Below are 21,996 nucleotides of genomic sequence, written 5' to 3'. Positions count from 1 at the left end.
ATGCCGACCTGTGCCCGCCTCACCGCCCGCGCGAGCGGGTCACCTCGAAGTGATCGACGCGCTCGCCGGATTCGGCCAGTGCGGTGACCTTCATCCGGGGGTGGCGTCCCGGCTCGACGGCGACGGCGATGAACGAGAACCCGGTGTAGCGCACCCGCGACCAGGCCACGGTGTCCTTCGCCTTCGTCCGGTCCTTGGTCCAGTGGTAGGTCTCGACCTCGTCGAGGTGGTGCTCGTGCCCCTCATAGCTGTCCGGTACGGGGAAGTCGTACAGCGCCTTGCCCGCGCCGCCCGCGGTGACGTAGACGATGCCCTCGCGGGCCGCGTCGACGCTCTCGCCCGGCGGCACCTTCTTGGCCACCCGGCCGCTCCTGAGGGCGTCCGTCCGCTCGTAGACGTGATTGTGGCCGTTGACGACCAGATCGACGCGGTGCTTGTCGAAGAGCGGCAGCCAGGCGTCCCGCACCCCGCCGTCCGAGGCGTGCGAGCTGGTGGTGGAGAACGCGCAGTGGTGGAAGAAGACCACGACGAAGTCGATGCCGTCGGCGGCCCGCAGCTCCCCGAGCCGGCGGTCCAGCCAGCGGGTCTGCGCACCGCCGGTGTAGCCCTGGTTGGCGGGGATCTCGTAGGACACGTCGTTGGCGTCCAGCGCGACGACCGCGACATTGCCGTAGGTGAAGGAGTAGACGCCCGGGGCGTTGCGGGCGTCCGGACCGTTGCCCGGCAGCGTCCAGCGGGCGTTCTGGCCGCCGTAGCCGTGCGGGGAGTACCAGGCCTCCATGTCGTGGTTGCCGGTCGTCACCATCCACGGCACGGACTTGGCCACCGACTCGGTCTGGGCCAGGAACTGGTCCCACACCCGCGCGTCATAGGTGTCGTGCTCCGTGCCCTGGCCGTCGGAGTCCGCGTAGCAGATGTCGCCCGCGTGGAGGTGGAACGCCGGGTTCTGACCCAGGATCAACTGGTCGTTGGCGAGGGCGTCGTAGCTCACGCCCTGGTCACCGAAGGCGGTGAAGACGAACGGCTCGGCGCGTGCCGGGGCGGTCCGGAAGGTGCCGACGGTCGAGAAGTGCCGCGGGTCGGCCGGGTCGAATCCGTCGTGCCCGACGCCGTAGTAGTACGTGGTGCCGGGCCGCAGGCCGTCCAGCGCCGCATGCAGGTAGAACTGCTGCACCGCCGGCAGCTTCGCGGAGAGCGACGGCGTGTGCAGGTCACGCACCTCGGCCTCGACCTTGCGCCCCAGGTCCCACGGCTTCAGGCCCACCCGCAGATACGGCCGGCGCACCGCGAGCGGCACCTGCCAGCCCACCCGCATCTGGCTGCGGGGATCGGCGCCGAAGGCCAGATGCCGCCCGAACGGCGCGACCATCGACCCGTCCACCGCCGCGGCGGCCGGCGACGGCAGGAGAACGGGGGAGCCGGCCTGCGCGGAACCGGACAGCAGACCGGAGCCCGCGATGACGCCCGCGGTGGCGGCCGAACTCCGCAGCAGCCCCCGCCGGGTCAGCTTCGTACGGAGGTACTCGTGCTGCTCGGGCATGCTCATCCGGGCCGCGAGCCGCTCCGGAATCCCGACGCGAGGGGTGTGCGAGGGCAGGGGGCCGGCCCCCCGGGAAGTACCAGTCATGCCCCCGAATGTCCCAGCGCGACCCTGCGGGAGCGGGGCGCCCGGGTGAACGCCGGTTGACCGGTTCCCCATGTGTCCGTATGACGGACGTTACGTGTCAATCAATGGGACGGAGAGTAGGGTCCAGACATGTCTCGCAGCATTCGCCTCGCAGTGATCCCCGGTGACGGTATCGGCCAGGAAGTCGTGGCCCAGGGCCTGAAGGTCCTGACCGCTGTCCTCCCGCAGGACGTCAAGTTGGAAACCAAGGAGTACGACCTTGGTGCCAAGCGATGGCACGCGACCGGCGACACGCTCCCGGACGAGGAACTGGCGTCCCTCAAGAACCACGACGCGATCCTGCTCGGCGCGATCGGCGACCCCTCCGTACCCTCCGGTGTGCTGGAGCGCGGTCTGCTGCTCAAGCTCCGCTTCGCGTTCGACCACTTCGTCAACCTGCGCCCCTCGAAGCTCTTCCCGAACACCACCACGCCGCTCGCCGGCCGCCCCGACATCGACTTCGTCGTGGTCCGCGAGGGCACCGAGGGCCCGTACACCGGCAACGGCGGCAGCCTGCGCACCGGCACCCCCGCCGAGGTCGCCACCGAGGTCAGCCTCAACACCGCCTACGGCGTCGAGCGCGTGGTCCGGGACGCCTACGAGCGGGCCAACAACCGCCCCCGCAAGAAGCTGACGCTGGTCCACAAGAACAACGTCCTGGTCTACGCCGGACACATGTGGAAGAACATCTTCGACAAGGTCGGCCAGGAGTACCCCGAGGTCACCACCGACTACCTGCACGTCGACGCGGCGACGATCTTCTTCGTCACCCAGCCCGAGCGGTTCGACGTGATCGTCACCGACAACCTCTTCGGCGACATCCTCACCGACCTCGCCGCGGCCGTCACCGGCGGTATCGGCCTGGCCGCATCCGGGAACATCAACCCGACCGGCGAGTTCCCCTCGATGTTCGAGCCGGTGCACGGCTCCGCGCCGGACATCGCGGGCACCGGCAAGGCCGACCCGACGGCGACGATCCTCTCGGTCTCGCTGCTGCTGCGCCACCTCGGCTTCGACGCCGAGGCCGCCCGTATCGAGGAGGCCGTCGCGGCCGACCTGGAGGCCCGGGACGGCACGGCCCGCACCACCGACGAGATCGGCGACGTGCTCGCCGCGCGCGTAGCGGGCTGATCCCGCAGCGCACCGATCCGCATCACGCACGGCGCCGGGACCACGGGTCCCGGCGCCGTCGCGTTGTCCCGGCCTGGGCTACCGCCCGGTTGGGTGCGACCATCGGACCCGGACCGCGCACACGTTTTCCCCCCGCGGAGCCCTACGAGCGATAATCGGACGTGGGGCCGCTGTCCGCGAGGAAACTCGGACGTCCCAGTAACCACCCGGGTACGTCCTGTGCACGTCGTGAGCGCGGCCCTCACAACCGCACCGGTACCGCACAACCCAGGGGGTGCCTCCTGGACCCCTCAGCCCCCCGGCCGGAGGGCCGGCCCGGTGACCGCGGTATTCGGAACACGCAGTGAAGGACACGCATTCATGACGACGCCCACGATCGAGCTCAAGCCCTCCTCGCACCCGCTGTCCGATGCGGAGCGGGAGCGGATCCTGGCCGGCCCCGGCTTCGGCCGCTACTTCACCGACCACATGGTGACGATCAAGTGGACCGAGGGACGCGGCTGGCACGACGCCGAGCTCGTGCCCTACGCGCCGCTGTCCATCGACCCGGCGAACATGACGCTGCACTACGCGCAGACGATCTTCGAGGGCCTGAAGGCGTACCGCCAGCCCGACGGCACCGTCGCCACCTTCCGGCCGGACGCCAACGCCCGCCGCTTCCAGTCCTCCGCGCGCCGCCTGGGCATGCCCGAGCTGCCCGTCGACACCTTCATCGCCGCCTGTGACGCACTGGTCACGCAGGACAAGGCGTGGGTGCCGGCCGCCGGCGAGGAGTCGCTCTACCTGCGTCCGTTCATGTTCGCCACCGAGGTGGGTCTCGGCGTCAAGCCGGCCAACGAGTACCTCTTCATCGTCATCGCCTCCCCGGCCGGTGCCTACTTCCCCGGCGGTGTGAAGCCGGTCTCGGTGTGGCTGTCGGAGGAGTACGTCCGGGCCACCCCGGGGGGTACCGGCGCGGCCAAGACCGGCGGCAACTACGCCGCTTCCCTGGTCGCCCAGGCCCAGGCCGCCGAGCACGGCTGCGACCAGGTGGTGTGGCTGGACGCGATCGAGCGTCGCTGGATCGAGGAGATGGGGGGCATGAACCTCTACTTCGTGTTCGGCAACCGCATCATCACCCCCGAGCTGACCGGCTCGCTGCTGCCCGGCATCACCCGTGACTCGCTGCTGAGCATCGCCGCCGACCTGGGATACGAGGTCGCCGAGGGCCGGATCTCCGTCAGCGACTGGAAGGCGGCGGCCGAGGACGGCGCGCTCACCGAGGTCTTCGCGTGCGGCACCGCCGCGGTCATCACGCCGGTGGGCTCGGTGAAGTCCACCCGCGCCTCCTGGACGATCGCGGACGGGGAGCCGGGCGAGGTCACCATGAAGCTCCGCAAGGCGCTGCTGGACATCCAGACCGGCGCCGGCGCCGACACCCACGGGTGGATGCACCCGCTCGGCTGAGCCAGGACGCACAAGGGCCGCCCGGCGCAGGATGATCTGCCGGGCGGCCCTTCGCGTGCGGTGCGCGACCGCCGGGTGGTTACCCCTGGCCCGCCGGGGCCACGGCGGCGTCCGGCTCGCTGTCCGGCTCGTCCTCCGCCGTCCGCGTTTCCGCCGCGACCTCCGCCGTCGGCGCGAGGTGCTCCCGCCTCGAAAGCAGCAGGCACAGGGTGCCGGCGACGCCAGCGGACAGCAGGAAGCTGAAGTCGATCCCGCCGGTCCAGGCGACCAGCGGGCCGGTGTAGAGCGGGGTGTCCACGGCGGCCACACCGATCAGCGAGCCCGCGGCCCAGGCGGCCGTGGCACGCGGGTTCCAGCCCGCACGGAACCAGTAACGCCCGCCGCGCGTACGGCGGTTGAAGACCTGAAGCGCGTCCGGGTCGTACTCTCCCCGGCAGCGCAGGAAGCCGATGACGGTGATCACCGCCCACGGTGTGCCGACCGCCGTCAGCAGCAGCACGAAGGACGTCATGGCGTCCTGCGCAGCCCAGGCGAAGTGGCCGAGGAAGACGAAGACCGTGGCGAGGGCCGCGACGACGTACGTGGCCTGGGTGCGGCTGGCGCGCGGCAGGATCGCGTCCAGGTCCAGGCCCATCGAGTACAGCATCAGTCCGGCGTTGCCGACGGAACCGGCGGAGGCGGCCAGGAACAGCGGGGCGAGGAACCAGAACGGCGCCCCGGCGACGAGTGGACCCGCGTAGTCCTCGCCCGCGCCCACCGCTACGGCGGTGAACGTACCGAAGAGCTGGGGCACCAGCAGGCCGGCGACCAGGCCCAGACAGGTGGACCAGAAGACCTTGCGCGAACTGTGCCGGCGGGGCGAGATGTAGCGGGTGTAGTCGCCGAGCAGGGTGATGAAGGCGATCGGGCCGCTGAGCCCGGCCGAGACCACGGCCAGCAGCCAGGTCGGCCAGAAGCCGCCGAGCAGGTACTCCGGGGCCGCCGGTGCGGCGGTGGTGAAGTCCGGGGCGTAGGCGATCAGGCCGATGGCCAGCAGCGCGCTCATCCCGATGGCCAGGACCCGGCTCAGCCGCAGCAGCAGCCGGTAGCCGTAGACGGCGCCCAGCGCAGTGCACGCGGCGAGCACGGCGTACACGGCCGCGTAGGTGAAGCCGCTGTCGGGCAGGCCGAGGAGCCGGGAGAGGGTGCCGACCACCGCGTCACCGCCGACCCACAGGGTCAGGGCGGTGTAGCCGAGCGAGAGCAGCAGCCCGATCACCGAACCGATCAGCCGGCCGCGGACACCGAAGTGGGCTCCACTGCTGGTGGAGAGGTTGGTACCGGTGCGCAGCGACACCAGCGCGAGGGGCGCGGTCAGCACGGTGCCGAGGACGGTGCCCAGGACGAGTGAGCTCACCGACGGCCAGAAACCCAGGCCGAAGGAGACCGGGAGCCAGCCGAAGATCACTACGCCGAGGGCGAGGTTCGAGCCGAGCAGGATGGAGACGAGGTCGCGGGGTCCGCTGGTGCGTTCCTCGTCCGGAATGGTGTCGACTCCGCGTTGTTCGATCGGCATGAGGGCTCCCCTGAGAGGCCGGACAACAGGTGGGTGAGCGGTGCTCGGGGCGCGTCTCGAAGCGCCCGTTTCTCTGTGTGATGTGTGTGAGGGCTCCGGGCCTGCGCTTCGAGCGCGGCATAAATTAGAGCAGCGCTCAATGTGACTCATCACCACGCCCGAGGTCAATGCTTTCGGCTTGACGGATCACGGGTTAGAGTGTTGCTCTAATCGAGCTGGAGGTGACGGAATGCGGCTGACCCCGACGGAACGCGACCGGCTGCTGCTGTTCAACGCGGCCGAGCTGGCGCGCACGCGCCGGGCCCGCGGACTGAAGCTGAACGTGCCCGAGGCGACCGCGCTCATCGCGGACACAGTCTGCGAGGCGGCGCGGGACGGGCGCCGCCTCGCTCAGGCCATCGAGGCGGCACGCGGCGTGCTCGGCCCGGACGACGTGCTGCCGGGGGTGGCCGATGTGGTCACCGAGGTGCATGTCGAGGCCGTCTTCGACGACGGCTCCCGGCTCGCGGTGGTCAGCGACCCGATCCACGGCGGCGCCCCGGTGCCCGCTGACGTGCGGGCGGAGACGGCCGTGCCCGGCGCGGTGCTGCCAGGGCCGGCCGACCCCGAGCCCGAGCCGGCGCTCCGGCTGACCGTGCGCAACACCGCGACCGTGCCGGTCAGCGTCACCTCCCACTTCCACTTCTTCGAGGCCAACCCCCGGCTGGACTTCGACCGCGGTGCCGCCTACGGCATGCGGCTGTGCGTACCGGCCGGCTCGTCCGTGCGGTTCGACCCGGGCGGCGCCGCGGAGGTCGGGCTGGTGCCGATCGGCGGCGACCGGATCGCGATCGGCTTCGCCGGTCTCGTCGACGGGCCGCTGGACGCGCCGGGCGCGAAGACGGAAGCGCTGCGGCGGGCGGCCGCCTGCGGCTACCTGGGAGCGGAGGAGCAGACATGACCGGCAGCATCGATCCCCACGAGTACGCGTCGGTGCACGGCCCGCGGGCCGGCGACCGCGTCGTTCTCGGCGACTCCGGACTCGTCGTCCGCGTCGAGTCCGACGCCCAGAAGCCCGGCGACGAATTCCTCGCCGGATTCGGCAAGACCGCCCGCGACGGACTGCACCTCAAGGCCACCTCGCTCCGCGAGACGTGCGACGTCGTGATCAGCAACGTGCTGGTCATCGACGCGGTCCAGGGCATCCGCAAGGTGTCCATCGGCATCCGCGAGGGCCGCATCCACGCCATAGGGCGGGCCGGCAACCCCGACACCCTCGACGGCGTCGACGTCGTCGTCGGCACCGGTACCTCGATCGTCTCCGGCGAAGGCATGATCGCCACCGCGGGCGCCGTCGACACCCACGTCCACCTGCTGTCGCCGCGCGTCATGGAGGCCTCGCTCGCCTCCGGCGTGACCACCATCATCGGTCAGGAATTCGGGCCGGTCTGGGGCGTCGGCGTCAACTCCCCCTGGGCGCTCGGCCATGCCTTCAGCGCCTTCGATGCCTGGCCGGTCAACATCGGCTTCCTCGGCCGCGGCTCCTCCTCGGGCGAGGCCCCGCTGGTCGAGGCGCTCGCCGAGGGCGGCGCCTGCGGCTTCAAGGTCCACGAGGACATGGGCGCCCACACCCGCGCTCTCGACACCGCGCTGCGCGTCGCCGAGGAACACGACGTCCAGGTCGCCCTGCACAGCGACGGCCTCAACGAATGCCTCTCCGTCGAGGACACCCTGCGCGTCCTCGACGGCCGGACCATCCACGCCTTCCACATCGAGGGCTGCGGCGGCGGACACGTCCCCAACGTCCTGAAGATGGCCGGCGTCCCCAACGTCATCGGCTCCTCCACCAACCCCACCCTCCCCTTCGGACGGGACGCGGTCGCCGAGCACTACGGCATGATCGTCTCGGTCCACGACCTGAAGACCGACCTGCCGGGCGACGCCGCGATGGCGCGGGACCGCATCCGGGCCGGGACGATGGGCGCCGAGGACGTGCTGCACGACCTCGGGGCGATCGGCATCACCTCCTCCGACGCCCAGGGCATGGGCCGCGCGGGCGAGACCGTACGCCGTACCTTCGCGATGGCCGGGAAGATGAAGGCCGAGCTCGGACCCATGCAGGGCGACGGCGCCCACGACGACAACGCGCGCGTGCTGCGCTATGTCGCCAAGCTGACCATCAACCCCGCGATCGCCCACGGCCTTTCGCACGAGATCGGGTCGATCGAGGTCGGCAAGATGGCCGACATCGTGCTGTGGAAGCCGCAGTTCTTCGGCGCCAAGCCGCAACTGGTGCTGAAGTCCGGCTTCCCGGCCTACGGCGTCACCGGCGATCCGAACGCCGCCACCGACACCTGCGAACCCCTGGTGCTCGGCCCGCAGTTCGGCGCGCACGGCGCCACCCCCGCCGAGATCTCGGTCGCCTTCGTCGCCCGCGCCGCGGCCGAGGGCGGCAACGACGGCATGCCCACCCGCCGCCGACGCGTCGCCGTCCGCGGCACCCGCGGCATCGGCCCTGGCGACCTCGTCCACAACTCCCGTGTCGGACAGGTACAGGTCGACGGGCACAGCGGACTTGTCACCCTGGACGGCGACCCGATGCGCTCGGATCCGGCCGACACCGTCTCGCTGTCCCGCCTGTACTTCCTTTAAGGCAGGCACCGCCGGCGCGCACCCGCACACCGGCCGCCCGCCCTCCGCGCCCCCGGTACCCACCGGGGGTGCGCCCGGCGCGACCGCTGCCCGGTGGCCTCGGGCTCATCACTCGGCCACCCCCACACCAACCGTCACCGCGACCCGTGAGGACCCCCGCATGAACACCCCCGCCGCCGACGGCTTCCGCATGCCCCCGGAGTGGGCCCGGCACGAGCGCACCTGGATGGCCTGGCCCGGCCCCAACTTCACCTTCGGCGAAGAGGGCGGCGAGACGCTGGCCGAGGCGCGCCGGGCCTGGGCCGCTGTGGCCCGCGCCGTACGCCGCTTCGAGCCCGTCACCGTCGTCGCCGGACCCGGCCAGACCGAGAGCGCCCGCGCCCTGCTCGGCCCGGACATCGAGCTCGTCGAGCGGCCGCTCGACGACGCCTGGATGCGCGACATCGGCCCCACCTTCCTCACCGACGGCAACGGCCGGCTCGCCGCCGCAGACTGGGTGTTCAACGGCTGGGGCGCCCAGGAATGGGCCCGCTGGGAGCACGACGCGAAGATAGGCGAGCAGGTCGCCGCCCTCGCCGGCGCCCGCCGCTACGCCACCCCGCTCGTCAACGAGGGCGGCGGCATCCACGTCGACGGCGAGGGCACCGTGCTGCTCACCGAGACCGTCCAGCTCGACCCGGGCCGCAACCCCGACCGCACCGCCGAGGAGGTCGAGGCCGAGATCCACGCCCACCTCGGCACCACCAAGGCGATCTGGCTGCCGCGCGGTCTGGCCGCCGACTACGGCCAGTTCGGCACCCGAGGCCATGTCGACATCGTCGCCGCGTTCGCCCGCCCCGGCGTCGTCCTCGTCCACACCCAGCCCGACCCCGACCACCCCGACCACGCGATCTGCGCCGAGATCGCCAAGCTGCTGCGCTCCGCGACGGACGCCCGCGGCAGGCAGCTGGAGGTCGTCGAGGTCCCCGCGCCCACCGTCATCGAGGAGGACGGCGAGCTCGTCGACTACTCCTACATCAACCATTTCCTCTGCAACGACGGGGTGGTGCTCTGCGGCTTCGACGACCCCCGCGACGAGCACGCCGCAGGGATCTTCCGCCGGCTCTTCCCCGACCGCACCGTGACCCTTGTGGACGCCCGTACGATCTTCGCAGCGGGTGGCGGTATCCACTGCATCACCCAGCAGCAGCCCAAGGTCTGACCCAGCAGGCCCCGCCGACCCCGGAGGTCACCGTGTCCGGTCCCGTGCGCCGCCCCCGGCGGCGGCTCACCCAGCCCCGCGAACAGGTCCTCGCCGCCGCGATGACCACCATCGCCGCGGAGGGCCTGGACCGGCTGACCATGGCGGGGCTCGGCCGCGAGGTCGGCATGAGCAGCGGCCACATCCTGTACTACTTCGGTACGAAGGACGAGCTGCTGCTCCAGACCCTGCAGTGGAGCGAGGAGCAGCTCGGCGCCGAGCGCCGGGCCGCTCTCTCCCGCCGCGTCCCGGCCCGCGAACGCCTCGACGCCCTCGTCGACCTCTACCTCCCCGAAGGCCATCGCGACCCGCGCTGGACCCTGTGGCTCGAGGTCTGGAACCGCTCGCAGAACGCCGACGACGAAACCCGCGAACGCCAACTCGAACTGGAGTTGGCCTGGCACCGCGACCTGGTGGCCCTGCTCGTCGAGGGCATCTCGAAGGGCGAGTTCCGCCCCGTCAACGCCGAACGCTTCGCCACCCGCACCCGCGCCCTGCTCGACGGCTTCGGCTCCCAGCTCGTCGTCGGCCTGCCGGGAACCGACCGCGAGGAAGTACGCGGCCATGTACGGGAGTTCCTGGACGAGTCGCTGTCCGTCTCGCAGGGCTGACCCCTGCGCTGCCCCTCGCCGGGCCGCGCCTGTTGTGTACCCGGGGGCCCGCCCTGCGCCCGGAGCATCCATGCGGACCGCGCCATTGCGGTGCGACTCATCACAGCAAGCCGCGCCGGGGCTCCGTCGACGAAGGGGCCCCGGCGCGCGACCGGTTCGTCGTGGCCTCAGGCATCCCGGCGGAAATGGCTGCGGTACAGCTCGACCGCCTGCTCGGGCGGATAGTTGGGCAGCGCGCTGACCTCCCCGTCCGCCTTGGAGATCACGATGTGGGAGCCGCCCGGATCGCGCGGATATGCGGTGGGGTCCTCACGGGGAGGGAATACGGGGTACACCACATAGCCGATGTCGAACTCATGGACATGCAGCGTGGGTTCTTCTCCGTCCGGCCAGACGCTCGGAAAATGACCCCGCCCGATTTCCAGCGCCTCGTCGGCGGTGGTGGGAATCGGGCGTTGGCCTTCTTGCGGTTGCGGTTCTGACATGTCGCTTCTCTCTCTTTTCTCGCATCACCCGGGCATGAAACGGGCCGGGGTGATGGCGCGTCTCCGGCAGCCCTGACGGTACGACACCGGGTGAGGCTGCCGCGCTGAAGGTACTCGTGGAGTGCCATGACAGGGCGGTCGCGGTAGGGGTCACACCACAGTGGCCGGGACACCGCTCAGTTGGAGGGCCGGGCCGCGGAATGTTCCTGCCATTCCGGGGGGCTGTGTCTGTCTCTCGGCCCTCCGGAGTTAAGCTCGGGGGTGCATATGGCTGTGGGTAACCATTCGTGGTTCGGGGGATGTTGTGGGCCGGTCAGGTGGATTGCAGACGGACGTGGAGTCTGGCCAACGTATTGCGCGATGCGGTCGGCGAGCCGAGGCCCGATGGCACTCCGAACGGACCGGTCGTGTTCTCGCGGCAGAGCCTCAGCGATGCCCTGCCCGGATTCGGTCAGCTCGAGCGCGGTGAGCAGATGGCTGTGGTGTCGTCCCTCGCCCGGCTCAGCCTCGGGGTCCACGAGCAACACTCGGTGGGGCGTAATCCTCTGGCGGTCACGCATCCGTACCGTGCGGAGGGCGAGCAGCCTGCGGCAGCCGGCACCAGGGACAGCAACGCAAAAAATGCGGAGAGGTCTCTCGGTGCAAAGGGGCACGAGAAGTATGGGAAGAACTATCTGGAGAGTCTCCTGAAGGAAGGAGACACTCGGGCGGCGTCCGCCGGGGCACAGAAGCATATGCCTGACTTCACGGGCAAGAACTTCGCGGTGCTTGAGGTGTCAGGACCGGACGGCATCACGTACGTCATCGACTCCTCAGTGCCTTCGGGCGACCCGAAAGTCTCCCCCCGGCACTCCGAGAGGCATCTTCTCGATTGGCTTGACCGAGCCAATGGCAAAACGGGAGATGACGAGGGGAAAGACGGGAAGGAGCCGCGCTACAAGCCTCTGGGGCTGTACACGGAGCGAGAGCCGTGTGGCGAGGGCGAAGGGCACGCACGATGCGCCAATGAGCTGGCGCGGCTCGGCGAGAATGTTCCGGTCTACTACAGCACGACGTATCGCACAGACGAATTCGGCCTGGATCTCAGGGATAGTGTCCGCGCCGAACGGAAGGAAGTGGTCGCACAAGTTCCGGGGCTGACTCGCCAGCAGGCCGAAGAGGAAATCGTACGTCGTCTCCAGGATCGATTTGGAGAAAATACGACGCGTGCGGCAGGTGAGCTGGCCAAGCTCGCCAAAAAGGACGAAGCTGCGGTCAAGAGCGCGCTGGTTGAAATCATCGAGAAGGAATACAAGGCGCGAGTCGAGCAAACCAGAAGTAGGAAGGAAGCTGCCATGGCCGCCGAATTCAACAGGCACGTCAGCTTCCTTGAAGGCGTCTGGAAGGGTGACCTGCTGAGTCAGCTTTCCTGATGCCGGGAGTGCCGTAAAGGCGCTCCTCGGGGCTCACGGAAACTCCCGCTCAGAGTGAAAGTGCTCCTTTGAAGCGGGAGTTGGGGCAGTCGGCCTGGGTGGTGGCCAGCCAGCCATGGTCGTGAAGCGTGACGTTCCTCAGCTCAGCAGGATGGGCGGAGATCTTCATGGCCACTTCGTGCGGATCGGTCTCCAGAACCACCTCTTCCTCCTCTGCTTCTTCTGCGGACTCTTCCTCGTCCTCTTCCCAGTCTTCCGGATCCTCCTCCTCGTCCCAGGCCCAGGAGATGGAAGAGCCGGTCTCGAACGGCAGCGGATCGCCGACCCCTTCGGGGTGCCAGTGATTGCTGTATCCGCGACGGGTTTCACCGTTTTCGGCAACCCACCAGACGCGAGAGTCGTTGCCGTCGTCGATGTCGAAGAAATGCGCTTGTTCGCATTGTGCGCTGAGTTGGATGGCGATATCGACGCCATTGCTGTCGTGGAGGAACTGACGGCCGTATATCAGGCGCCAGCCCTCGATATCCGGTGTGATGAAGATTCGGTAGGCGGTTTTCTTCGCACCGTCCGGTACCCGGTATGTCACCGCGTCCTGGTGATGGCTGTGCGCGGCCGAGATGCCCATTGCCAACGTCGCGGGGCGGAGGTCGTGCAGGCCCAAGGCGCGGACGGCGCCGGGGACCTGATCGGCGGGGATGGCGATCCAGCTTCCGGCGGGCAGCCGGATCTTCTCTTCGTCAATCAGCTTGATCCGGATCAGTCGCTCGACGGCCAGCCGGTCCTCGGGGCTCAGCGCGTCGCCGCCGCCCACTTCTGTGAGGGCGTGCAGTGCGGGGCGGCGCAGTCGGCCCGGCCCGTGGCGGCGGATATCCCGCAACGCGTCCAGTGCGGGCTCACCGACCTCGGTGAGGCAGCGAGCGGCACGCGCCGCGTGGGGTGGCTTCGCACCTTCGAACAGGGGTAGCAGGTACTCCACCGCGGGAGTGCCGAGAGCCGTCAACTGCTCTTCCGCTGCGTGGCGTTGAGCGTGGTCACCCGTGCGGATCTGTTGCACAAGGTCTGCGATGCGGTCGTTCATGAAAAAACCCTATGCCGTTCGACTGCGCGGCAAGGACGCGGATCTCGTAGCGGGTTCCGGGTCCGGCCACCCCGTGACCACAACGTACGCAAGTAATCGCGATCGTTGCCCCGGTGCCTCTTGCCGTGTGACCCGGGGTCGGAGACCGTGAGCGGCTATGGGACGAGAGCAATGGAAAAAGATCTGGGTCGGCTCGGCCGGCAACATGGTCGAGTGGTTTGACTGGTTTGTTTATGCCAGCTTTGCGGTGTATTTCGCGGATTCGTTCTTTCCCGAGGGGAATGACACCGCGAACCTCATGAACACCATGGGGATCTTCGCGGTGGGCTTCTTCATGCGGCCGGTGGGCGGCTGGGTGCTGGGCCGGGTGGGGGACCGCAAGGGCCGTAAGGCGGCGCTCACGCTGACCGTCACGCTGATGTCCGCCTCGGCGATCCTGATCGCCGTCGCGCCGACCTACGCGGTCGCGGGCTACGGCGGTGTGGCGGTCCTGCTGGTCGCCCGGATGCTGCAAGGGCTCTCCGTCGGCGGCGAGTACGCGGCCAGCGCGACGTACCTCACCGAGGCCTCGGCGCCCGGTCAGCGGGGCTTCGCCTCCAGCTTCCAGTACGTGTCCATGACCGCGGGGCAGCTGCTCGGACTCGGTCTGCAGATCGGGCTCCAGCGCACCCTGTCCGAGGACGCGCTGCACAGCTGGGCCTGGCGTATCCCGTTCATCGTCGGCGCACTGGGCGCCGGCATTGTCTTCTACCTGCGCCGCAACATGCTGGAGACCGAGGTCTACGCCGAGGACGACAGCGCAAGGACCGACCCGGACCGCGGCACGATCAAGGCGCTGCTCGCCCACAAGCGCGAGGCGTTCCTGGTCATCGCGCTGACCATGGGCGGCACGGTCGCGTACTACACGTACACGACCTACCTCACCAAGTACCTCTCCAACAGCGCCGGTATGGAGAAGCCGACCGCGTCGCTGGTCAGCTTCTGCGCGCTGTTCGTCTTCATGTGCCTCCAGCCGCTCGCGGGCAAGCTCTCCGACCGGATCGGCCGCCGCCCGCTGCTGATCACCTTCGCGGTCGGCTCGACGTTCCTGACCGTGCCGATCATGACGCTGCTGCAGCATGCCGGCAGCTTCTGGCCCGCGCTGGGCCTGTCGCTGCTGGCCCTGGTCATCGTCACCGGCTACACCTCGATCAACGCCTGTGTGAAGGCCGAGCTGTTCCCGACCGGCATCCGCGCACTGGGCGTCGCCCTGCCGTACGCCATCGCCAACGCCCTGTTCGGCGGCACCGCGGAGTACGTCGCCCTGTGGTTCAAGGAGGGTGGCATCGAGTCCGGCTACTACTGGTACGTCGCCGGCTGCGCCGCAGTCTCGCTGATCGTCTACGTCACGATGCGCGAGACGCGCACCATCGACCTGCACCGGGTCGGCAAGGACGAGGTTGCCGGGGCGGGCGCGCGGGCGGCCGGTTCCGGCTCGGCGAGCGAAGCCAAGGTCTGAGCTGCCCGAGGGGAAGACGACCGGGTGAGTGACCGCCGTGTCCGGAGCGGATGAGCCGCCGGCTCCGGACACGGCGGGCCCGGTGGCGGCCCCTTCGGGGAGCCGCCGCCGGACAACGCCGCCCGCATCGTGAGACCGGTTACCCCCGCGGCGCACCCCCGTGCCAGACTGCCCCCGTGCTCTCGTTCGCCATGATTATTGGCAGCAGGCGCGCCGGTCCGCAGTGACCGCCCCGTACGAACCGAGTACGGCGCGGCCATCGTCGTCCCAGACCCGCGCGCAGACCTCTCGCACCCGCGAGAGGTTTTTTCGTTTCCGGCCCACCCGTCACCGGAGGCGGAGCGCGAGGGATCATGGAGGGACGGTGGAGCCGGTCATTCCGGTAGACCGAGATCCCGACAGGAGCCAGACCAGCATGACGGACGCACACGAACCCTCACCGTCCCCGAGCCCCCGGTCCGACGGCCCGGTGTCCGACACCTTCCACGTCTTCGACACGACGCTGCGCGACGGCGCCCAGCGCGAGGGCATCAACCTCACCGTCGCCGACAAGCTGACCATCGCCCGGCACCTGGACGACTTCGGCGTGGGGTTCATCGAGGGCGGCTGGCCCGGCGCCAACCCCCGGGACACCGAGTTCTTCCAGCGCGCCCGCGAGGAGATCGACTTCCGCCACGCAGAGCTGGTCGCCTTCGGCGCCACCCGCAAGGCCGGCGTACGCGTCGAGGACGACCCGCAGGTCGCCGGGCTCCTGGAATCCCAGGCCCCGGTCATCACGCTCGTCGCCAAGTCCCACGTCGGGCATGTCGAGCTCGCCCTGCGCACCACGCCGGAGGAGAACCTGGCGATGGTGCGGGACACCGTCGCGTATCTGCGGTCCCAGGGCCGCCGGGTCTTCCTGGACTGCGAGCACTTCTTCGACGGCTACGCACTGGACCCCGCCTACGCCAAGCAGGTAGTGCGGACCGCCAGTGAGGCGGGCGCCGATGTCGTGGTGCTCTGCGACACCAACGGCGGCATGCTTCCCGCGCAGATCACGGCCGTGGTGCGGACGGTCCTCGCGGACACCGGGGCGCGTCTGGGCATCCACGCCCAGGACGACACCGGCTGTGCCGTGGCGAACACCCTGGCCGCCGTCGACGCCGGTGCCACGCACGTCCAGTGCACCGCCAACGGCTACGGCGAGCGGGTGGGCAACTCCAACCTCTTCCCGGTCGTCGCGGCGCTGGAGCTGAAGTACGGACGCCGGGTCCTGCCCGAGGGCAAGCTGGCCGAGACCACCCGGATCTCGCACGCCATCGCCGAGGTCGTCAACCTCACCCCCTCCACCCACCAGCCCTACGTCGGCGTCTCCGCCTTCGCCCACAAGGCCGGACTGCACGCGTCCGCCATCAAGGTCGACCCGGACCTGTACCAGCACATCGACCCCGCGCTGGTCGGCAACTCCATGCGGATGCTGGTCTCCGACATGGCCGGCCGGGCCTCCATCGAGCTGAAGGGCAAGGAGCTCGGCATCGACCTGAGCGGCGACCGCGAGGTGGTCGGCCGCGTCGTCGAGCGGGTCAAGGAACGCGAGCTCGCGGGCTACACCTACGAGGCCGCCGACGCGTCCTTCGAACTGCTGCTGCGCGCCGAGGTCGACGGACGGCGGCCCAGCTACTTCCGGGTCGAGTCCTGGCGGGCGATCGTCGAGGACCGGCCGGACGGTACGCACGCCAACGAGGCGACCGTGAAGCTGTGGGCGAAGGGCGAGCGGATCGTCACCACCGCGGAGGGCAACGGACCGGTCAACGCGCTGGACCGGGCGCTGCGGGTCGGCCTGGAGCGGATCTACCCGCAGCTGGCCCACATGGAGCTGGTGGACTACAAGGTCCGCATCCTGGAGGGCACCCAGGGCACCGGCTCGATCACCCGCGTACTGGTCTCCACCAGCGACGGCCGGGCCGAATGGTCCACGGTCGGCGTCGCGGAGAACGTCATCGCCGCGTCCTGGCAGGCGCTGGACGACGCCTACGCGTACGGCCTGCTGCGGGCCGGCGTCGAACCGCAGGAGTAACTCACCGCAGGGACGGCATGACCGCGGCCCCGCACGGCCCTCGGGGGAGGGGCCGGCGCGGGGCCGTCGTCGCGTCCTGGACCGCTGCGGCCTCAGTCCTGCGGGGCCGCCTTGACCGCGGAGATGTCGAAGGTGAGCTTGACCTTGTCGCTGACCATCACGCCGCCGGTCTCCAGCGCCGCGTTCCAGGTCAGGCCCCAGTCGGAGCGCAGTATCTCGGCGCTGCCCTCGAAGCCGACCCGCTCGGCGCCGTAGACGTCGGTGGCCGCGCCGTGGAACTCCAGGCCGATGGTGAGCGGCCTGGTGACGTCCTTGAGGGTCAGGTCGCCGGTGATGCGGTAGCGGTCGCCGTCCAGCCGCTCGGCGGCGGTGCTGCGGAAGGTCATCAGCGGGAACGTCTCGGCGTCGAAGAAGTCGGCGCCGCGCAGGTGGGCGTCGCGGTCGGCGATCCCGGTGTCGATGCTCGCGATCGTGACGTCGAGGGAGGCGGTGGAGCGGGCCGGGTCGGCGCCGTCGAGGTGCAGGGTGCCCTCATGCCCGGCGAACGCGCCGCGGACGTTGGTGACCATCGCGTGGCGGACGGTGAAGCCGATGCTGCTGTGGGCGGGGTCGATCGCGTAGTCGCCGGTCAGCGCGGTCAGCGCGGGGTCCGCCGGGAGCACGGCGGTCGCGGTGCGGTCGGCGGACTCGGTGCGCTTGCGGGTGAACAGAGCCATGGCTCCTCCTCGAGTTGTTGTTTAACGTTCAACGAGATTGAGCGTAGCACTTTTAGTTCAAGTTTCAACCTCTGTGCATCCGGGGAGTGTGGTGAATGGCCCCCGCACGGTCATTGCCGCTGCGCGCGACGCCGTGCTAGACCATCCGCACGCCCTCAAGTGAACTGCGCCACAAGCCGGTTGACGTCAACGAGAGGACCGCCCGTGCCGACCGAGCCCGCCTCGTCCGCCTGGTCCCGCAGGGGATTCCTCACCGCCTCGACGGCTAGCGCGCTCGGCCTCGGGCTCGGCGCCGGCGCCGCCTCCGCGGCTGCACGAGCCGCCCCCGCGGACACCTATGCCGACCTGCGCGGCCGCTGGGTCGACCTCACCCTCGGCACCGGCTTCGACCCCACCGCCCCGCCCTACGCCGCCGCCCTCCGGGAGACCGGCACCCTCGCCGCCACCTTCCGCGCCGGCATGCGGCCGGCCGCCGGATCGCTCTGGCCGGACTGTGCCTACGACCCGCCCGCCGGCATCACGCGGAGCTACCACCGGCTGAACACCATGGCCGAGGCCTACGCCCAGCCCGGCACCGGCCTCACCGGCGACGCCGGCCTGGCGGCCGACATCATCACCGGCCTCGACCACCTCGCCACCACCGTCTACAACCCCACCACCACCCGCTACGGAAACTGGTGGGAGTGGCAGATCGGCAGCCCCAGACTCCTCCTGGACACCGTCGCCATCCTTGACGAGCGCCTGCCCGAGGGCGGACTCACCGACGACATGCGCGCCCGCTTCCTCGCCGCGGTCGACCACTTCGTGCCCGACACCGCGCTCGGCGACTACACCGGCACCAGCACCGGCGCCAACCGCGTCGACCTCTGCCGCGTCGTCGCGCTCCGCGGCGTCCTCGGCCGCGCCCCCGCCAAGATCGCGCTCGCCCGCGACGCCCTCTCCCCGGTCTTCCCCTACGTCACCAAGGGCGACGGCCTCTACGCCGACGGCTCCTTCGTCCAGCACACCTGGGTCGCCTACTCGGGCACCTACGGCTACGTCCTGCTCGACGGACTCGGCCGGCTGTTCACCCTGCTCCGCGGCTCGGACTGGGAGGTCACCGACCCCGCACGCCAGGTCATCTTCGACAGCGTCGAGCACGCGTACGCACCGCTGCTCCACAACGGCCTGATGATGGACAGCGTCAACGGACGCGCCGTCAGCCGCGGATATCTGCGCAACGACGAACGACGCATCATGCGCAGCGACCACTTCCACGGCCACGCGCTGATCGCCGCCGTCGCCCTGCTCGGCCAGGGCGCGAGCGCCGCCGAACGCACCCGCTGGAACGCCATGGTCAAAGGCTGGATCGAGCGCGACCGCACGCTGCCGGTACGCACCGACCGCCAGTACACCGTCGCCGACCTCGCCCGGATCGGCGCCATCGCGGACAGCGACACACCCGCCGCCCCCGAACCCGTCGGCCACCGCCTCTTCCCGGCCATGGACCGCGCCGTGCACCGCCGCCCCGGATGGGCCGCGGGCCTGGCCATGTCCTCGGACCGGATCACGTACTACGAGAACGGCAACGGGGAGAACCCACGCGGCTGGCACACCGGCGCCGGAATGCTCTATTGGTGGGGCGCCGACTTCGGCGGCGACCAGTACACCGACGCCTTCTGGCCCACCGTCGACCCCTACCGCCTCCCCGGCACCACCGTCTCCACCACACCGCTCGCCGACAACGAAGGCGGCGGCTGGGGCGAACCGAAACCCGCCGCACGCTGGGTCGGCGGCACCACCGACGGCGAATTCGCCGCCATCGGACAGGGCGTACGCGGCCTCGCCTCCACCCTCACCGCCAAGAAGTCGTGGTTCTGCCTCGCGGACACCGTCATCTGCCTCGGTGCCGGCATCACCGCCACCGACGGCGTCCCCGCCGAGACCATCGTCGACAACCGCGCCCTGGGGGAGACGGGCACCGCCGCCCTCACCGTCGACGGCGTACGACAGCCCGGCGCGCTCGGCGCGACCACCAGCTTCAGACGCGCCCACTGGGCCCACCTCGCCGGCCACGGCGGCTACGTCTTCCCCGGCGGCGCGCCACTGAAAGCGCTCCGCGAGGCCCGCACCGGCTCCTGGCACGACATCAACACCGGCTCCTCCCCGGAGCCGCTCACCCGCCGCTACCTCACCCTCTGGCACGACCACGGCACCGACCCCACCGACGCCGGCTACGCCTACCTCCTCATGCCGGGCGCCGGACCGCGTACCCTCGCCGCCCGCGCCGCCGACCGGCACTGGCTGACCCTGCTGGCCAACGACGGCGACCGCCAGGCCGTCGCCGTCGCCTCCCTCGGAGTGATCGCCGCCAACTTCTGGCGGGCCGGCAGCGCGGGCCCCCTCACCAGCAGCGGCCCGGCGAGCGTCCTCCTCCGCGAGCGCCGGGCCACGCCCGGCGGGGCGGCCCACCCGCGCGGACACGCCCGGACGGCACGACTGTGCGTGTCCGCTCCGGAACGCACCGGCGATTTGGTGGAGATCACCTGGAACCGGCCGGTACGCGCGGTCCTGGAGCACGACCCCTCCGTAGCGGTCCTGGCGACCGGGCGCACCCTGCGACTGCGCGTCACCCCCGGCACCGGCTGCGCCACCCACAGCTGCACCGTCGCCCTGCCCTGACCCGCCCGCGCCGGGCACCTCCGGCCGCTCGTTTGTCGGGCTCTCACAGATCCGGCAGCGCCCAACCACCCGTATGGAGCCTCGGGCGCAGGCAGCCCACAGGACGAATCTGTGCTGCTTGCCCACCAAATCGCACTTGACGTTGTACGAAACCGACATCGGTCCTCGGGCCCCGACCCACGTACCGTCGATGCATGACCACTGTCGAAGATGTGCCCGCCGGCTCCAACGACGCCCGCGGGCGCGTCGCCGAACTGCATGCCATCCGCGAGCAGGCTCGGCGAGGCCCCAGCGAGCGTGCCACCGAAGCTCAGCGTGCGAAGGGCAAGCTGACGGCCCGCGAGCGGATCGAGCTGCTGCTGGACGAGGGTTCGTTCAACGAGGTCGAGCCGCTGCGGCGGCACCGGGCCACCGGCTTCGGCCTGGAGGCGAAGAAGCCCTACACCGACGGTGTGATCACCGGCTGGGGCACCGTCCACGGCCGGACCGTGTTCGTCTACGCCCACGACTTCCGGATCTTCGGCGGCGCGCTGGGCGAGGCCCACGCCACCAAGATCCACAAGATCATGGACATGGCCATCCAGGCCGGCGCGCCCCTGGTGTCGCTCAACGACGGCGCCGGCGCCCGTATCCAGGAAGGCGTCTCGGCGCTCGCCGGCTACGGCGGCATCTTCCAGCGCAACACCAAGGCCTCGGGTGTCATCCCGCAGATCTCGGTGATGCTCGGCCCCTGCGCGGGCGGCGCCGCCTACAGCCCCGCCCTGACGGACTTCGTGTTCATGGTCCGCGAGACCTCGCAGATGTTCATCACCGGCCCGGACGTCGTCCGCGCGGTCACCGGTGAGGAGATCACCCAGAACGGACTGGGCGGTGCCGACGTGCACGCCGAGACCTCCGGTGTGGCCCACTTCGCCTACGACGACGAGGTGACCTGCCTGGAGGAGGTCCGCTACCTCCTCTCCCTGCTGCCGGCCAACAACCGCGAGAACCCGCCGACGGTCGAGTGCGAGGACCCCGCCGACCGCTCCGGCGACGCCCTGCTGGACCTCGTCCCGGCCGACGGCAACCGCCCCTACGACATGCGCAAGGTCATCGAGGAGATCGTCGACGACGGCGAATACCTCGAGGTCCACGAGCGCTGGGCGACCAACATCATCTGCGCGCTGTCCCGGCTGAACGGCCGCGTGGTGGGCATCGTCGCCAACCAGCCGCAGTCGCTGGCCGGTGTCCTGGACATCGAGGCGTCCGAGAAGGCCGCCCGCTTCGTCCAGCTCTGCGACGCCTTCAACATCCCGATCATCACCCTCCTGGACGTCCCCGGCTTCCTGCCCGGCGTCGACCAGGAGCACGGCGGCATCATCCGCCACGGCGCCAAGCTGCTGTACGCGTACTGCAACGCCACCGTGCCGCGCATCTCCATCGTGCTGCGCAAGGCCTACGGCGGCGCCTACATCGTCATGGACTCGCAGTCCATCGGCGCCGACCTGACCTACGCCTGGCCCACCAACGAGATCGCCGTGATGGGCGCCGAGGGCGCGGCCAACGTCATCTTCCGCAAGCAGATCGGCGAGGCGGACGACCCCGAGGCCATGCGGGTGCGCATGGTCAAGGAGTACAAGTCCGAGCTGATGCACCCGTACTACGCGGCCGAGCGCGGCCTGGTCGACGACGTCATCGACCCCGCCGAGACGCGGCACACGCTGATCCGCTCCCTGGACATGCTCCGCACCAAGCACGCGGACCTGCCCGCCCGTAAGCACGGCAACCCGCCCCAGTAGTCCCACCGCACCCGCACCCGGCCACGCGCCAC

At 70.3% G+C, this 21,996-nt stretch carries 16 protein-coding genes; 11 read left to right on the top strand and 5 right to left on the bottom strand.

Going from position 1 to position 21,996, the window contains the following annotated elements; translation table 11 throughout:
* Window positions 1–19 precede the first annotated feature (19 nt).
* The gene (locus ACGFZW_RS26545) at window positions 20–1,627 is read right to left on the bottom strand and encodes a fibronectin type III domain-containing protein (RefSeq protein WP_393895724.1); all 1,608 of its coding nucleotides are present in this window, start codon (window positions 1,625–1,627) and stop codon (window positions 20–22) included.
* Window positions 1,628–1,756: 129 nt separating this feature from the next.
* On the opposite strand from ACGFZW_RS26545, the gene ACGFZW_RS26540 reads away from it, so the two are divergent.
* Together ACGFZW_RS26540 and ACGFZW_RS26535 are read left to right on the top strand one after the other, a co-directional pair.
* Window positions 1,757–2,797 carry a 3-isopropylmalate dehydrogenase gene (locus ACGFZW_RS26540; protein WP_393895723.1) on the top strand — a complete coding sequence of 347 codons (1,041 nt, stop codon included), beginning with the start codon at window positions 1,757–1,759 and terminating at the stop codon, window positions 2,795–2,797.
* A 360-nt stretch (window positions 2,798–3,157) separates the two neighbouring features.
* Complete coding sequence (locus tag ACGFZW_RS26535) at window positions 3,158–4,243, top strand: branched-chain amino acid aminotransferase (protein ID WP_393895722.1); 1,086 nt, start codon at window positions 3,158–3,160, stop codon at window positions 4,241–4,243.
* Between the two features lie 79 nt (window positions 4,244–4,322).
* Here the strand turns inward: ACGFZW_RS26535 and ACGFZW_RS26530 are convergent, their stop codons facing one another.
* Complete coding sequence (locus ACGFZW_RS26530; protein ID WP_393895721.1) at window positions 4,323–5,798, bottom strand: cytosine permease; 1,476 nt, start codon at window positions 5,796–5,798, stop codon at window positions 4,323–4,325.
* A gap of 229 nt (window positions 5,799–6,027) precedes the next feature.
* On the opposite strand from ACGFZW_RS26530, the gene ureA reads away from it, so the two are divergent.
* The 4 genes from ureA to ACGFZW_RS26510 all read left to right on the top strand — a co-directional run bounded on the left by ureA (window position 6,028) and on the right by ACGFZW_RS26510 (window position 10,280).
* Window positions 6,028–6,738, top strand: a complete 711-nt coding sequence (gene ureA / locus ACGFZW_RS26525; protein WP_393895720.1) for an urease subunit gamma — start codon at window positions 6,028–6,030, stop codon at window positions 6,736–6,738.
* On the top strand, window positions 6,735–8,429 hold the full coding sequence (locus ACGFZW_RS26520; RefSeq protein WP_393895719.1) for an urease subunit alpha: 1,695 nt from the start codon (window positions 6,735–6,737) through the stop codon (window positions 8,427–8,429). The genes ureA and ACGFZW_RS26520 overlap by 4 nt, the downstream gene beginning before the upstream one ends.
* Window positions 8,430–8,589: 160 nt before the next feature.
* A complete protein-coding gene (locus ACGFZW_RS26515) occupies window positions 8,590–9,630 on the top strand; it encodes an agmatine/peptidylarginine deiminase (RefSeq protein ID WP_393895718.1) in 1,041 nt (346 codons plus the stop codon).
* A 32-nt stretch (window positions 9,631–9,662) separates the two neighbouring features.
* Window positions 9,663–10,280 (top strand): TetR/AcrR family transcriptional regulator, encoded by a 618-nt coding sequence (locus tag ACGFZW_RS26510; RefSeq protein WP_393895717.1) that lies wholly within the window; start codon window positions 9,663–9,665, stop codon window positions 10,278–10,280.
* Between the two features lie 167 nt (window positions 10,281–10,447).
* Here the strand turns inward: ACGFZW_RS26510 and ACGFZW_RS26505 are convergent, their stop codons facing one another.
* Window positions 10,448–10,765: a hypothetical protein gene (locus ACGFZW_RS26505; RefSeq protein WP_393895716.1), complete on the bottom strand. Its 318-nt coding sequence runs from the start codon at window positions 10,763–10,765 to the stop codon at window positions 10,448–10,450.
* Between the two features lie 407 nt (window positions 10,766–11,172).
* Between ACGFZW_RS26505 and ACGFZW_RS26500 the strand changes: the two genes are divergently transcribed.
* A complete protein-coding gene (locus ACGFZW_RS26500; RefSeq protein ID WP_393895715.1) occupies window positions 11,173–12,177 on the top strand; it encodes a nucleic acid/nucleotide deaminase domain-containing protein in 1,005 nt (334 codons plus the stop codon).
* A 49-nt stretch (window positions 12,178–12,226) separates the two neighbouring features.
* Here ACGFZW_RS26500 and ACGFZW_RS26495 read toward each other — a convergent pair whose 3' ends face one another.
* Window positions 12,227–13,255, bottom strand: coding sequence for a HEAT repeat domain-containing protein (locus ACGFZW_RS26495; RefSeq protein ID WP_393895714.1), 1,029 nt, complete (start codon window positions 13,253–13,255; stop codon window positions 12,227–12,229).
* Window positions 13,256–13,412: 157 nt separating this feature from the next.
* On the opposite strand from ACGFZW_RS26495, the gene ACGFZW_RS26490 reads away from it, so the two are divergent.
* Window positions 13,413–14,753 carry an MFS transporter gene (locus ACGFZW_RS26490; protein WP_393895713.1) on the top strand — a complete coding sequence of 447 codons (1,341 nt, stop codon included), beginning with the start codon at window positions 13,413–13,415 and terminating at the stop codon, window positions 14,751–14,753.
* A gap of 415 nt (window positions 14,754–15,168) precedes the next feature.
* The gene (gene cimA, locus ACGFZW_RS26485) at window positions 15,169–16,809 is read left to right on the top strand and encodes a citramalate synthase (protein WP_393895712.1); all 1,641 of its coding nucleotides are present in this window, start codon (window positions 15,169–15,171) and stop codon (window positions 16,807–16,809) included.
* Between the two features lie 92 nt (window positions 16,810–16,901).
* On the opposite strand, the gene ACGFZW_RS26480 is transcribed toward cimA, so the two are convergent.
* Window positions 16,902–17,525, bottom strand: coding sequence for a YceI family protein (locus ACGFZW_RS26480; protein WP_393895711.1), 624 nt, complete (start codon window positions 17,523–17,525; stop codon window positions 16,902–16,904).
* A 204-nt stretch (window positions 17,526–17,729) separates the two neighbouring features.
* On the opposite strand from ACGFZW_RS26480, the gene ACGFZW_RS26475 reads away from it, so the two are divergent.
* Together ACGFZW_RS26475 and ACGFZW_RS26470 are read left to right on the top strand one after the other, a co-directional pair.
* Window positions 17,730–20,186, top strand: coding sequence for a polysaccharide lyase 8 family protein (locus ACGFZW_RS26475; protein ID WP_393895710.1), 2,457 nt, complete (start codon window positions 17,730–17,732; stop codon window positions 20,184–20,186).
* A 194-nt stretch (window positions 20,187–20,380) separates the two neighbouring features.
* Window positions 20,381–21,964: an acyl-CoA carboxylase subunit beta gene (locus ACGFZW_RS26470; protein WP_393895709.1), complete on the top strand. Its 1,584-nt coding sequence runs from the start codon at window positions 20,381–20,383 to the stop codon at window positions 21,962–21,964.
* The last annotated feature ends 32 nt before the right edge of the window (window positions 21,965–21,996 follow it).

The organism is Streptomyces sp. NPDC048248 (assembly GCF_043201875.1).
In the GTDB taxonomy this organism is placed as follows: domain Bacteria; phylum Actinomycetota; class Actinomycetes; order Streptomycetales; family Streptomycetaceae; genus Streptomyces.
Note: the sequence above shows the minus strand (reverse complement) of the source record. Positions and strands in the feature narration are given on the sequence as shown.

What these genes read in the sequence shown, in the direction of transcription:
- ACGFZW_RS26545 (WP_393895724.1), bottom strand. Translation starts at nt 1,627, where the DNA reads ATGACTGGTACTTCCCGGGGGGCCGGCCCCCTGCCCTCGCACACCCCT.
- ACGFZW_RS26540 (WP_393895723.1), top strand. Translation starts at nt 1,757, where the DNA reads ATGTCTCGCAGCATTCGCCTCGCAGTGATCCCCGGTGACGGTATCGGC.
- ACGFZW_RS26535 (WP_393895722.1), top strand. Translation starts at nt 3,158, where the DNA reads ATGACGACGCCCACGATCGAGCTCAAGCCCTCCTCGCACCCGCTGTCC.
- ACGFZW_RS26530 (WP_393895721.1), bottom strand. Translation starts at nt 5,798, where the DNA reads ATGCCGATCGAACAACGCGGAGTCGACACCATTCCGGACGAGGAACGC.
- ureA (WP_393895720.1), top strand. Translation starts at nt 6,028, where the DNA reads ATGCGGCTGACCCCGACGGAACGCGACCGGCTGCTGCTGTTCAACGCG.
- ACGFZW_RS26520 (WP_393895719.1), top strand. Translation starts at nt 6,735, where the DNA reads ATGACCGGCAGCATCGATCCCCACGAGTACGCGTCGGTGCACGGCCCG.
- ACGFZW_RS26515 (WP_393895718.1), top strand. Translation starts at nt 8,590, where the DNA reads ATGAACACCCCCGCCGCCGACGGCTTCCGCATGCCCCCGGAGTGGGCC.
- ACGFZW_RS26505 (WP_393895716.1), bottom strand. Translation starts at nt 10,765, where the DNA reads ATGTCAGAACCGCAACCGCAAGAAGGCCAACGCCCGATTCCCACCACC.
- ACGFZW_RS26495 (WP_393895714.1), bottom strand. Translation starts at nt 13,255, where the DNA reads ATGAACGACCGCATCGCAGACCTTGTGCAACAGATCCGCACGGGTGAC.
- ACGFZW_RS26490 (WP_393895713.1), top strand. Translation starts at nt 13,413, where the DNA reads ATGGGACGAGAGCAATGGAAAAAGATCTGGGTCGGCTCGGCCGGCAAC.
- cimA (WP_393895712.1), top strand. Translation starts at nt 15,169, where the DNA reads ATGACGGACGCACACGAACCCTCACCGTCCCCGAGCCCCCGGTCCGAC.
- ACGFZW_RS26480 (WP_393895711.1), bottom strand. Translation starts at nt 17,525, where the DNA reads ATGGCTCTGTTCACCCGCAAGCGCACCGAGTCCGCCGACCGCACCGCG.
- ACGFZW_RS26470 (WP_393895709.1), top strand. Translation starts at nt 20,381, where the DNA reads ATGACCACTGTCGAAGATGTGCCCGCCGGCTCCAACGACGCCCGCGGG.